Source organism: Frankia sp. Mgl5 (assembly GCF_023242985.1).
GTDB lineage: Bacteria > Actinomycetota > Actinomycetes > Frankiales > Frankiaceae > Parafrankia > Parafrankia soli.
In genome coordinates, this window is record NZ_JALKFY010000008.1 from 114,448 (window position 1) to 126,997 (window position 12,550).

The following is a 12,550-nucleotide window of genomic DNA, read 5'->3' on the forward strand; positions in this document are numbered from 1 at the left end:
CGCCGCCGCCGTCATCGCGCCCGATCTACGCCGGTACCTCGAGTTCAGCAGGATGTGATCGGCGTGTGTCTCGGTATTCCGGGTGAGGTCGTGGAGATCCGGCCAGACCGCCCGGACATCGCGACGGTGGACGTCAGCGGGGTGCGGCGGGCGATCAACATCGGGTTGCTCGACGAGCACCCGCCGCGCCCAGGGGACTGGGTCCTCATCCACGTCGGGTTCGCGCTGTCCCTGATCGACGAGGCCGAGGCACGGGCGGCGCTGGACTTCCTCACCGGCATCGGGCGTGCCTACGACGACGAGCTGGCCGCGCTGCGCGCCTCGTCCATCGACTAGCACGGTCCATCGACTGGCGCGGGCGACAGGCCACGCGGAGCGGCGATCGACCACGGAGAGGCGGAGGAGATGCGCTTCGTCGACGAGTACCGGGACGCGGGCACCGCGCGGGCGCTGTCCGCCCGGATAGCCGAGCTCTGTGAGCCGGGCCGGGCGTACGCGTTCATGGAGGTGTGCGGCGGCCACACGCACACGATCTACAAGCACGGCCTGGAGGACCACCTGCCACCGGCGGTCTCGTTGGTGCACGGCCCGGGCTGCCCGGTGTGCGTCATCCCGATGGGACGGGTCGACGACGCCATGCACATCGCCCGCCAGGACGGCGTCATCATGACCTCGTTCGGCGACATGATGCGGGTGCCGGGCAGCCACGGCTCGTTCTTCGACGCCAACGCCGAGGGCACCGACATCCGGATGGTCTACTCGCCGCTGGACTCGCTGAAGATCGCGCGGGCGAACCCGGACCGGCGGGTCGTGTTCATGGCGATCGGCTTCGAGACGACGACGCCGTCCACGGCGCTGACGGTGCGGCGGGCGGCGGCCGAGGGACTGACGAACTTCTCGATCTTCTGTAACCACATCACGATCGTTCCGGCGCTGCGGGCGATCCTGGACTCCCCCGACGTGCGGATCGACGGGTTCGTCGGCCCCGGGCACGTCTCGACGGTGATCGGCTGCCGGCCGTACGACTTCATCCCCCGCGACTACGGCCGGCCGCTGGTGGTCTCCGGGTTCGAGCCACTGGACATCCTGCAGTCCATCCACAAGCTGCTGCGGCAGCTGCGGGACAGGCGCTGCGAGGTGGAGAACCAGTACACCCGGGTGGTGGCGGCCGAGGGGAACCCGGTCGCGCTCGCCGTGATCGACGAGGTGCTGGAGCCGCGTCCGGACTTCGAGTGGCGCGGGCTGGGCCGCATCCCGTGGTCGGCGATGCGGGTACGGGAGCGGTACGCCGCCTTCGACGCCGAGCGGATCTTCGCGCCGCCGGGTGCCCGGGTCGAGGACCCGAAGGCCTGCCAGTGCGGCGAGGTGCTGACCGGGGTCATCAAGCCGTGGGAGTGCAAGGTCTTCGGCACCGGCTGCACCCCGGAGACGCCGATCGGTGCCTGCATGGTCTCCCCCGAGGGCGCCTGCGCCGCCTACTACAACTTCGGCCGCGCCCGGCACCGTGCCACCGAGCCCGCGAAAGAGATGAGCCGAGCATGACCGCGGCGAAGGTGGCGGCCGGCCGGAGCGAGAGCGGCGTCCTGGACCGGGTCGAGGCCGCGCGGCGACGCCGGCCGAAGCTGCGCGACACCCACATCACCTCGGCGCACGGCGCGGGCGGCAAGGCCACCGCGACCCTCATCGACGCCGTGTTCCTGGAGGGGCTGCGCAACCCGCTGCTGGAACCGCTCGAGGACGCGGCGGTGTTCACCGTGGACGGGACGCGCCTGGCGCTGACGACCGACTCGTTCGTCGTCACCCCGCTGTTCTTCCCCGGCGGTGACATCGGTGATCTCGCCGTGAACGGCACGGTCAACGACCTCGCGGTCGCCGGGGCGCGCCCGCTGCACCTGGCCTGCGCGGTCATCCTCGAGGAGGGGATGGCCGTCGACGACCTGCGCCGGATCGTGGCCTCGATGGCCCGCGCGGCGGCCGACGCGGGGGTGTCGATCGTCACCGGGGACACGAAGGTCGTCCAGCGCGGGCGGGCCGACGGCTGCTACCTCACGACCACCGGCATCGGGCTCGTCCCCGCGGACGTCCGCCTGGGCGCCGCGCGGGCCCGGCCGGGCGACGCCGTCCTGGTCACCGGGCCGATCGGCGACCACGGGATCACGGTGCTGCTGGCCCGCGGCGAGCTCGACATCAGCGCGGACCTCTCCTCCGACACCGCCCCGCTGGCCGAGCTGACGTCCCGGCTGCTGGACGCGGTCGGGGCGCCGGCGGACGGTCCGGGGGTGCGGGCCATGCGCGACGCGACCCGCGGCGGGGTGGCGACGATCCTCAACGAGGTGGCGACCGCCGCCGGGGTCGGAGTGATCGTCGACGAGGACGCGGTGCCGGTGCGGCCCACCGTGCGCGGGGCCTGCGAGCTGCTCGGCCTCGACCCGCTGTACGTCGCCTGCGAGGGCAGGATGGTGGTGATCGTCGCCCCCGAGGTGGCCGAGGCGGCGCTGGCCGCGCTGCGCTCGCACCCGCTGGGCGCGGACACGGCGGTGATCGGGCGGATCGTCGACGACCCACCGGGCATGGTGCTGCTCAACACCGCGTTCGGCGGGACCCGCATCGTCGACCTGCTGGTCGGCGACCCGCTGCCGCGGATCTGCTGACCCGGCGACGGCTGCGGTGCACGAGCTGTCGGTCACCGTCGAGCTGGTCGACATGGTCGCCCGGCAGGTCCCGGCGGACGTCCAGGTGACCCGGGTGGCGCTCGAGGTCGGGCGGTTGTCCGGGGTGATGACCTCGCCGCTGCGCTTCTGCTTCGACCTGGTCGCCGCCGGGACGTCGCTCGACGGCGCCCGGCTCGACATCGCCGAGCCGCCGGGGCGGGGCCGCTGCCGCCGGTGCGGGGCCGACGTCGACCTGCCGGACCTGCTCACGCCGTGTGGCTGCGGGAGCCGTGAGATCGAGCTGACCGGCGGTGAGCAGGTCCGGATCACCGCCGTCGAGGTGCGCTGACCTCCGGGCGGGTTGGACGTCCGGGCAGGTTGGAGCGGAGGTGGGCTGATGTGCGGCACCTGCGGTTGTGAGGCCGAAACGCGGACGCTGCGGCTCGAAATGGACGTGCTGGCGCGCAACGAGGAGTCGGCGGATGACAACCGGGCGTGGCTGGCGGCCCGGCGGGCGTCGGCCGTCAACCTGATGAGCTCGCCGGGGGCGGGGAAGACGACGCTGCTGGAGCACACGATCCAGGCCGTGGCGGGAACTGTCCCGTGCGCCGTCATCGAAGGCGACCAGGAGACACCGCTGGATGCCGAGCGCATCCGTGCCACCGGGGCCCGGGCCGTCCAGGTGAACACCGGGACCGGATGCCATCTCGAGGCGGCGACGGTCGGGCGGGCGCTGCGGGAGCTCGACCCGCCGCCCGGGGCGGTGGTGCTGATCGAGAACGTCGGCAACCTGGTCTGCCCGGGGCTGTTCGACCTCGGGGAGTCGGCCCGGGTCGTGCTGGCCTCGGTCACCGAAGGCGAGGACAAACCCAGCAAGTACCCGCACATGTACCGGGTCGCCGACCTCGTTCTGCTCACCAAGGTCGACCTGCTGCCCTACCTCGCCTTCGACGGCGACCTGTTCATCGAGGCCGTGCGGCTGGTCAACCCGTCCGCCCCGGTGCTGCCGGTGTCGGCGACCGCCGGCACCGGGCTCGCCGACTGGTACGGCTGGCTGCGGGCGTTCGCGACCATCGCCTGACCGAGGCTGATCCCGCCGTCGTTGCAGGGAACCCGGGAGTGGGTCAGGACGGTGAAGCCCCGGTCGACCAGCCCGTCCATGATCTCGCCGAGCAGCCGCAGGTTGCCGAAGACACCGCCGGAAAGCGCCACCGTTCCCGCCGGGCATGCCGGGAGCCCCTGGCCGCCCGGGGCTCCCGGGCCGCCCAGGAGGCTGTCGCGCAGGGCGGCACAGGTGTCGACGGTGAGCCCGGCCAGCGTGCTGTGGAACCGGGCGGCGATCACCGTGGGGTCGACGCGTTCGCGCAGGTCGTCCACGACACCGCGGATCAGGTCGGCGCCCGGCAGCAGCAGCCCGGCACCCGACGGCGGGGGGCTCGCCGGGTAGCGGCCGTAGTCGCCGGGGGCGGCGATCCGCTCCAGCTCGATCGCGGCCTGCCCTTCGTAGGTGATCGTGTCCCGGACACCGACGAGAGCCGCGACCGCGTCGAACAGCCGTCCGACGCTGCTGGTCAGCGGGGCACCCACCCGGGACGGGGCGGCACCGGACCTGGCCAGGGCGGCGACCGCGTCCCAGCGGTCGGCGTTGCGGCGGGCGACCGCGAGGCGGTCCGGGTCGGCGACGCCGGCGGCGAGCAGGTGGGCGGCGGCCATCCGCCATGGTGCCCGGATCGCGGCGACGCCCCCGGGCATCGGGACGGGCGTGAGGTGCGCGAGCCGGGTGAAGCCGGCCAGGTCGGCCCACAGGAACTCCCCGCCCCACAGGGTGCCGTCCGGACCGAAGCCGAGGCCGTCGAAGGCCACACCGAGCACCGGCCCGGGATGACCGTTGTCCGCCAGGCAGGAGGCGATGTGCGCGTGGTGGTGCTGCACGCCGACGACCGGCAGGTCCTGCTCCAGCGCCCACTTCGTGGACAGGTACTCCGGGTGCAGGTCGTGCGCGACCAGCTCGGGCGAGATGTCGAACAGCCGGCGCAGGTGGTCGATCCCGCTGACGAACGACCGCAGCGTCTCGTGGTTCTCCAGGTCCCCGATGTGGCCGGAGAGGTACGCCCGCCGCCCCGCCGCCAGGCACACGGTGTTCTTCAGCTCGGCCCCGCAGGCCAGCACCGGCCGCTGGACGTCCCAGGGCAGCGGCAGCGGCTCCGGAGCGTAGCCGCGGGAGCGGCGCACGAGCGTCTCCCGGCCGCGCACCGACCGGGCGACCGAGTCGTCGAGCCTGGTGTGGATGGCCCGGTCGTGGGCGAGGAAACCGTCCGCGACCGGGCTGAGCGCGGCGAGGGCCTCCTCGTCGCGGTACACGATCGGCTCGTCGGAGATGTTGCCGCTGGTCAGCACGATCGGGCCGGGCAGCAGGCCGAGCAGGAGGTGGTGCAGCGGCGTGTACGGCAGCATCACGCCGAGCGTCCCGGTGCCCGGCGCCACCGCCTCGGCGACCCGCCCGGCGGGCCGGCAGCGCTCGACCAGGACGATCGGCCGGCGCCGCCCGGCGAGCAGGACGCGCGCGGTGGGGTCGAGGCAGCACATCTCCTCGACGGTCGCCAGGTCGCGCACCATGACGGCGAACGGCTTGGCGTCCCGGTGCTTGCGCCGGCGCAGGGTCGCCACCGCGGACCCGTCCGCGGCGAGCACGGCCAGGTGGTACCCGCCCAGCCCCTTCACCGCGAGAATCCCGCCGCCCCGCAGCAGCCCCGCTGCTCGCTCCAGCGGCTTGTCGGACGTCGGCGACGCGGCGGCGGTGGGCCGGAAGCTGAGGGTGGGGCCGCAGTCCGGACAGCACACCGGCTGGGCGTGGAAGCGGCGGTCGGCCGGGTCGTCGTACTCCGCCCGGCACCGCGCGCACATCCGGAATCCGGCCATCGTCGTGGCCGGCCGGTCGTAGGGGACGTCCCGGATGATCGTGAAGCGGGGGCCGCAGTTGGTGCAGTTGATGAACGGGTAGCGGTAGCGCCGGTCGGCCGGGTCGGCGAGCTCGGCCAGGCAGTCCGCGCAGGTGGCACTGTCCGCGCAGACCCGCGTCCGCGGCCCGGCCCCGCCGCGGGCCGGGTCGCTGGGGGCGATCCGGAACCCCGGCGCCGCCGGCCCGGCTCCGGGCGGCGCGGGACCGCCGGAGACGTCCACGCTGTCGATCTGGGCGAGCGGCGGCGCCTCCTCGCGCAGCGCGGTCAGGAACGCGGCGACGTCCGGGCCGGCGCCGTCCAGCGCGATGTGGACGCCCTCAGCGTCGTTGGAGACCTGGCCGCTCAGACCGAGCCGGGTGGCCAGCCCGTAGACGAAAGGGCCGGAAACCGACGCCCTGCACGATTCCGGTCACCTCGACCTCGACCTGCTCTCGCGTCATTCATCCAGTCTCGCCGATTCAGTCAGACTCGCCCAGCGGGCGTCCGAAGGCCTCCCCGAAGACGAGCTCCTCGACGGGACGGCGCCGCAGGTTGCTGGGGAAACCGCGCTCGGGGTAGCCGACCGCGAGGTGCGCGGCGGTCGCGTAGCCGTCCGGTATGCCGAGCAGCTCAACGACCTTCGGCTCGTCGGCGACCAGCAGCGTCGTCAGCGCGGTGGCCACCCCGGCGCCGCGCAGCGCGAGGCAGAGGTTCTGCACGATCGGGTAGACCGACGCCCCGCCGACGATGCTCAGCCGGTCGAGCTCGGTGTCGGTGGGATGCAGCGCCGCGAGCTTCGCGCACACCACGATCAGCACGGGGACGTCCGCCAGGGTGCGCGCGAAGTGGTCGGCCTCGGTCGGCGTGCTGATCCCGCGCTCGTCGAGGTAGGGCTGCCAACGGGCCAGGTAGAGGTCGGCGAGCACCCGCCGGCGCTCCGGGTCGCGGACCACCACGAACCGGACGGGCTGCCGGTTCCCGCCCTGCGGGCCGAACCGGGCCGCGTCGAACGCGGCGGTGAGGACGTCGTCGGGCACCGGGTCGGGCCGGAACCGCCGGCAGGTGCCCGTCGTGCGCATCGCGTGTGTCAGCTCCATGGGCCGATCCTGGTCGACGGAGGCGGCACCGGAGGGGGCCTCGCCGACGGAGACATCGCTGGCGGAGGCGCCGTCGGCGGAGATACCGCCGGCGGAGATACCGCCGGCGGAGATACCGCCGGCGGAGACGTCGTCGAAGGAGACGTCGACCTGCTGGAAGCTCTTGAACTGCTCCGCCTGGGCGTACGAGGTGTAGACCCGCCGGTCGGAGTCGGTGAGGACGACGTCGTCCACGAACGGGGTGAGCAGCGCGCGCGGGTAGAGCCGTCCGGCGCGCACAGTGTTGATCTCCATCGCGAACACGATCACCGCGGCGAGCAGGTACAGCCAGGTCATCAGGCCGAGGACCAGGGCGAACAGGCCGTAGACCTGCGTGCGCCCCTGTAGCTGGTACTGGAGGAGGTAGGTCCCGGCCGACTGGAGCAGCTGCCAGCCCAGCGCGGCGATCGCGGCTCCGGGCAGGATCTGACCGAACGTCACCGACTTGACCGTGAGCAGCCGGAACGCCATCAGGATCAGGCCCGTGTTCCCGGCGATGCCGAGCACCACCGCGAGGACCTGTGCGCCGGCACCGAGACCGGTGCCGAGGTCGCCGGCCCGGGTGGTGATCGCGGACAGCAGAGTCGTCAGCACGACACCGAGCCCGAACAGGCCGATGAGGCCGAAGCTGCGCACCCGGGCGAAGAAGGGGTTCGGCCGCGAGCGCCGCGGCACCGCCCAGACCGTGTCCAGCGCGTTCCCGAGCGCGCGAGCCACCCCGAGGCTGCCCCAGATGCTGCCGAGCACGCCGATCGCCACCGCCACGGCACTTCCGCGCAGGGCCTGGACGTCGCTGCGGAGCTGGTCACCGATGATCGGGAACTGGCTGAGCGCGGAGCTCACCACCTGCTCCTGGATGTCGGGATGCCCCGCGAGGACGAAGCCGAGGCCGGTCGTGAGCAGCAGGAGCAGCGGAAACAGGGAGAGGAATCCGTAGAACGCGATCAGCGCGGCGAGGTAACCGCCCTGGTCCTCCGCGAACTTGTAGACGACCGCGAGCGGGAATGCGATCCTCGGCCTGCTCTGCTGCGCCCGATCCAGCCGAGCGCCGAGCGCCATCCCGCGCCTCCTCGTCTCGGCGCGCCGCGGGCGGCGGCACACCGGTAAGAACTGGACCTACCTCCGCGATCGTAGGGATGTATTCCACCGAGGCGGCGCGACGCACGCGGGATCTCCAGCCGGCTGTCACCCCGGCGACCTGTCAGCGTGTGGGCTGGTAGATCCGGGTGTGCTCCGACGTGGCGATCTCCGCCCGCTCCGGGACGGACTCGTCGAAATGGGTGATCTCCTGGCCCAGCACACTGTTGAGCACCCAGTCGGTCGCCACCCTGACCCGGTTCGCGCCCGCGGGGAGCGCGGCCAGGTGGTAGGCCCGGGTCAGCAGCGCCGCCGGCGGCCCGCTCAGGGTGAGGCCGAACGGGTTCGCCACCGCGGCGCGGCCACCGAGATCCACCACGAAGCCCAGGTCACGGTGCCGGTACCGGCGCGGCGAGCCGTACCCGAGCGAGGCGGCCACGTTGCGGGCCGCCGCCCGGCCCTGGCGGATCGCGTGCTGCGCGGTCTGCCCGGCCGGCGCTCCCCCGCGCGTCACGTCGGGGACGGCGGCGGCGTCCCCGAGCGCGAACACCCCGTCCGCGGTGGGCACGCGGAAGAACTCGTCCACGATCAGCCGGCCGTGCGCGGTGGGCAGCCCGAGCGCGGCGACGAGCGGGCTGGGGCTCACGCCGGCGCACCAGACGACCGTGTGGGTCGGCACGCTCGTGCGGGTGCGGACCGTCGGCCCGCCAGCCGCGAGCGTGACCGCCTCGGCCCCGATCTCCACCACCGAGGTGGCCAGATGGACCTCGACCCCACGCCCGGCGAGCACCCGCGCGGCGCGATGCCCCAGCGCGGGCGCGAGCTCGTGCAGCACCCGCGGCGCGTGATCCACCAGCAGCCAGCGGACGTCGGACGGCCGCAGCCGCTGGTAGGCCGCCGCGGCGTGCCGGGTGAACCCGATCATCTGCGCGGCGAGCTCCGTCCCGGTGTAACCGCCGCCGACCACGACGAACGTGCACAGCGCCGCCCGGCGGCGCGGGTCGTCGGCGGCGTCGGCCAGCTCCAGCCGGCGCAGGACGTGGTCGCGCAGCGCCACGGCCTCGTCGAGGTTCTTCAGTCCGAGGGCGTGCTCGTCGAGGCCGGGCACGTCCAGGGTGCGGGTGACCGAGCCGGGCGCGAGGACCAGCCTGTCCCAGCCGACGGTCCGGGTGGCGGCGTCCGCGGAGCGCACGGTGACCGTGCGCGCGGACAGGTCGGCGGCGACGACGTCACCGAGCCGCAGCAACGTGCGGTGCAGGACGGCGCGCAGCGCCACGGCCAGGTGGCGGGGCTCCACCGTGCTGGCGCAGACCTGCGGCACCAGCGAGGTGTACAGCAGGTGGTCGACCGGCGAGACCACGGCGAGTTCCGCGCGGGCGGCCGGAAGCGCGGATTCCAGCCGGCGCAGCAGGCTCACCCCGGCGAAGCCGCCGCCGACGACCACCACCCGGGACACCCCCGGCCGGTCGCCGCCCGCCGACTTCCACGGCACGTCCGGGACCGACCCGACCACGGCTACTCCCCCGATGATATGAATACCAACATGACCGGCGAAAAGTCCGCGACGGACGAGTCCTTGGCCGATAAGGCCCCGATGGACAACGTCGCCGCCTATGTCGCCGGCTACGGTGTGCGATCCCGCCCACTGCGCGAAATTCTCTCGCTGTTGACCCGCGGCAGCCAGCCGATCGAGGTTCTGATAGCGCACACCGCGACACCGCGGCGGGCGGTTGAGGAGCTTCTACGCAGCCTTGGCACGGATCTCGCCGAAAACAGGCACGGTTACCGCCTACGGCCGGAAGTCATCGCCGAATATCGCGCCCGATTCGCTCTGGACCGCCTGGAGCCGGCCGGCGCAGCGAGCGAGGCCCGCGACGACGACCTCGGCGCCCTGGACCTCCTGATCAAGAACGCCCCCGCGCCGCGGCGGGACCTCGACCATGTGGCCGCGACAGCGGGAACGCTCGCCCGCCGCGCTACCTGGCTCGACACCACCTACGACCTGGCCGGCCGGCGGGTGCTGCTCGTCGGCGACCATGACCTGACCTCGGTGGCGCTGGCCCGGCGGCAGCCCGGCGTCGAGATCACCGTGGTCGACCTGGATGAGCGGACCCTCGCCTACATCGACGCCACGGCACGATCCGAGGGACTGTCGATCCGCACGCTGTTCGGCGACCTGCGATTCACCCTGCCGCCCGCCGCGCGGGAGTGGGCGGATCTCGTCCTCACCGATCCGCCGTACACCCCCGAAGGGGTCGGTCTTTTCCTCGGGAGAGCGCTCGCCGGCCTGGGTGACCGGAAAAACGGAGTCGTCGTCGTCGCCTACGGCCACAGCCGGCTCCATCCGATGCTGGGTTTTCAGGTACAGCAGTCCATGCAGCAGTTCGGTGTCGTCTTCGAAGCCATACTGCCGGCGTTCAACCGTTATGACGGCGCGCAGGCCGTGGGAAGTGCCAGCGATCTGTACGTGTGCGCGCCGACCAGCCGCACGTGGAAAGTCCTCGAGCGGGCGGTGGAGAGCTTCGGAACGCGCATCTACACCCACGGAACGCAGTCCGTGGAGAGCACCGCGGCGGTCGAGCTCGGGCCGGCCGCGACGGTGATCGGCGACGCCACCGCCGCCGGATCGCCGGGCGCCCGCCGCCTCGGCCTGCGCTCGCTGTTCACCGGCTCGGACTACCTCCGCGACCTCGGCGACAACGCGGACGTCGCCGTGGACCTCACCGCCGACCCCGGTCCGCTGCTGCTGCGAGCCCTGCTCGCCGTGACCGCTCGGAAGGTCCGGTTCGTCGTGCCGGTCGACCATCCCGACGTGTCGACCCCCGGTGCCCGGGCGGCTCTCGCGAGCCTGGTCGCCCCGAAGTACCGCCTGACGTTCCCCCCACCGGCCACGGCGGGACGTCCACGGGGGGCGGCTGGGAACGAGAGCGGCGGCTACGAGGTCGTCCACGCGGATCTGGTCGACGCGGGCGCCGGCGAATCGGAGGTCGGCGTCGGCGTCGCGGACACCCGTGGGGGCGCCGACGGTCCGATCCGGCCGCCCGCGTCAGACGTCGCCGCGCGCTGGCTGCTCGAACGGGCCCATGGCCGGATCGGGAACGTGCTGCGCGAGGGCGTGATCCGCGCGGCCGCCCGGGACGGACGGACACTCTCCAAGAACGACGCCCGCACGCTGGTCCGGGCCCAGGTGGGCACCGCCGATCTCGACACGCTGGACCTGGCCGCGATCGAGACCCCTCGCGCACGCCTGGAGCGGGTACTCCAGGCCGTCCGCGCGCCGAGGGCCGCACCAGCGCCCGCCCCTCAGAATCCCAACCATGGGCAGGATTGATCAGGTGATCAGGCCTGGATACGAACGCGAAATCAAAGTCGTTCGCGGTTGGGCTCACCTCTTGCGTGGGCGAAGCGGCGTCCTTCTGGAGTGAGCCGGGCGTTGCGATGAGTCATACGGAACGGACAGCTTCGGCTGGCGCGCCAGCCGCGGGGTCGGGCATGTGCATCCGCTGGGGAAGGAAGAGGGGGGTGGCGAGCAGGAGGACGCCGGAGATGGTGATGGCGGTGAGTGGGCTGGTGAACGTCGCGAGGACGCCCCAGATCACCATGAGGGTCGCCTGAGCGAGTTTGCTGCTGATGCTCCATGCACTGAGGACTTGTGCGACGTGGTCGGTGGGAGTGCGCTGCAGGCGTTCTGTCGCGTTGATGGGGTTGAAGACACCCATGCAGGTGATCAGCAGGGCCTCGACGACGATTACCGTGAGGAGTCCGGGAAAGCCGGGACGGGTCAGGGCGAGTCCCAGCGGGAAGATCGAGCGCAGCCAGCCGGAGACGACCATGACGCGGTGCCGACCGTAGCGGGTGACGAGGCGCGCGGAGAGACGGGCGCCGGCGAAGCCGCCGAGTGCCGGGATGCCGAAGGCGAGACCGTACTGCCAGGCGGGGAAGTGGTACTCGCCCAGCAGAAGGACGGCCAGGAGCGGGCTGGTGGCCATGATCAGACCACTGACTGTCACGGAGTTGAGGAACAGACGTCGTAGAGCGCGGTCGTGGAGGATGAATCGCCAGCCGCTCAGAAGGTCAGTGGCGCGTACCTTGGTGGCCGCGTCGCGGGGCGCTGCGACGTCGCCGCCACGGATGCGGAGGACCCCGAGCGCGGAGAGCAGGTAGCTGAAGGCGTCGGCGGCGACGGTGACGACCGGGCCGAGCAGCCCGATGAGTGCTCCACCGAGAGGCGGGCCAGCCGCGGTCGCCACCCAGCTCGTGCCCTCGAATCTCCCGTTCGCGACGAGCAGATGGTCCGAGTGGACGAGGTGCTTCAGGTACGCACCGGATGCGGCGGTGAAGGCGATGCCCGCCGTTCCGGAGATGACCGAGACGGCCAGCAGCTGGCCGTAGGACAGCACGCCGAGGAGGTACGCGATCGGAACGCTCGCCATGGCGAGGAACCGAATCAGGTCCGTCGCGATCATCACGGGGCGCTTGGTCCGGTGCTCGATCCACGGCCCGAGCGGGACCGCGACGATCGCGGCGACGGCGAGGCCGGCTGCTCCCAGGAGCGAGACGGCGAATGCCGGCGAGCGCAGCACCCGGACCGCGATGAGCGGGAACGCCCCGAAAGCGATCCACGTGCCGTATGTGCTGACGGCGTAGGCCGACCACAGCCACCCGAATCCGGGCCCCGATCTCACGCGCACATGGCTCCTCACGACAACCGACGGTTTGGATGCCCGAAGCACATCAGTCATGCTGG

At 72.6% G+C, this 12,550-nt stretch carries 10 protein-coding genes and 1 pseudogene; 6 read left to right on the forward strand and 5 right to left on the reverse strand.

Features of this window, described 5'->3' with window-relative positions:
- Positions 1-63: 63 nt before the first annotated feature.
- From MXD62_RS06320 to hypB, 5 genes are all read left to right on the forward strand, one after another.
- A complete protein-coding gene (locus tag MXD62_RS06320; RefSeq protein WP_020460081.1) occupies positions 64-336 on the forward strand; it encodes a HypC/HybG/HupF family hydrogenase formation chaperone in 273 nt (90 codons plus the stop codon).
- A 69-nt stretch (positions 337-405) separates the two neighbouring features.
- Entirely contained in the window at positions 406-1,542 is a 1,137-nt protein-coding gene (gene hypD / locus MXD62_RS06325) for a hydrogenase formation protein HypD (protein ID WP_248828486.1), read from the forward strand.
- Entirely contained in the window at positions 1,539-2,651 is a 1,113-nt protein-coding gene (hypE, locus tag MXD62_RS06330; protein ID WP_248828487.1) for a hydrogenase expression/formation protein HypE, read from the forward strand. The genes hypD and hypE overlap by 4 nt, the downstream gene beginning before the upstream one ends.
- Positions 2,652-2,667: 16 nt before the next feature.
- Positions 2,668-3,000: a hydrogenase maturation nickel metallochaperone HypA gene (locus MXD62_RS06335; RefSeq protein ID WP_248828488.1), complete on the forward strand. Its 333-nt coding sequence runs from the start codon at positions 2,668-2,670 to the stop codon at positions 2,998-3,000.
- 48 nt (positions 3,001-3,048) lie between these two features.
- Positions 3,049-3,732, forward strand: a complete 684-nt coding sequence (hypB, locus tag MXD62_RS06340) for a hydrogenase nickel incorporation protein HypB (protein WP_248828489.1) — start codon at positions 3,049-3,051, stop codon at positions 3,730-3,732.
- Positions 3,733-4,169: 437 nt separating this feature from the next.
- Here the strand turns inward: hypB and hypF are convergent.
- The 4 genes and pseudogenes from hypF to MXD62_RS06355 form a co-directional block, all read right to left on the reverse strand.
- Positions 4,170-5,975, reverse strand: a pseudogene (gene hypF / locus MXD62_RS06345) (carbamoyltransferase HypF); the annotation flags it as partial.
- Positions 5,929-6,051, reverse strand: a complete 123-nt coding sequence (locus tag MXD62_RS40090) for an acylphosphatase (RefSeq protein ID WP_368862320.1) — start codon at positions 6,049-6,051, stop codon at positions 5,929-5,931. The pseudogene hypF and the gene MXD62_RS40090, both read right to left, overlap by 47 nt.
- Positions 6,052-6,069: 18 nt before the next feature.
- Complete coding sequence (locus MXD62_RS06350; protein ID WP_248828490.1) at positions 6,070-7,785, reverse strand: YhjD/YihY/BrkB family envelope integrity protein; 1,716 nt, start codon at positions 7,783-7,785, stop codon at positions 6,070-6,072.
- Positions 7,786-7,927: 142 nt separating this feature from the next.
- On the reverse strand, positions 7,928-9,316 hold the full coding sequence (locus tag MXD62_RS06355; RefSeq protein ID WP_248828491.1) for an FAD-dependent oxidoreductase: 1,389 nt from the start codon (positions 9,314-9,316) through the stop codon (positions 7,928-7,930).
- A gap of 30 nt (positions 9,317-9,346) precedes the next feature.
- Here MXD62_RS06355 and MXD62_RS06360 point away from each other — a divergent pair, with 30 nt between their 5' ends.
- Positions 9,347-11,134, forward strand: coding sequence for a bis-aminopropyl spermidine synthase family protein (locus MXD62_RS06360; RefSeq protein WP_248828492.1), 1,788 nt, complete (start codon positions 9,347-9,349; stop codon positions 11,132-11,134).
- Positions 11,135-11,246: 112 nt separating this feature from the next.
- On the opposite strand, the gene MXD62_RS06365 is transcribed toward MXD62_RS06360, so the two are convergent.
- Positions 11,247-12,494: an MFS transporter gene (locus MXD62_RS06365; RefSeq protein ID WP_248828493.1), complete on the reverse strand. Its 1,248-nt coding sequence runs from the start codon at positions 12,492-12,494 to the stop codon at positions 11,247-11,249.
- Between the last annotated feature and the right edge of the window lie 56 nt (positions 12,495-12,550).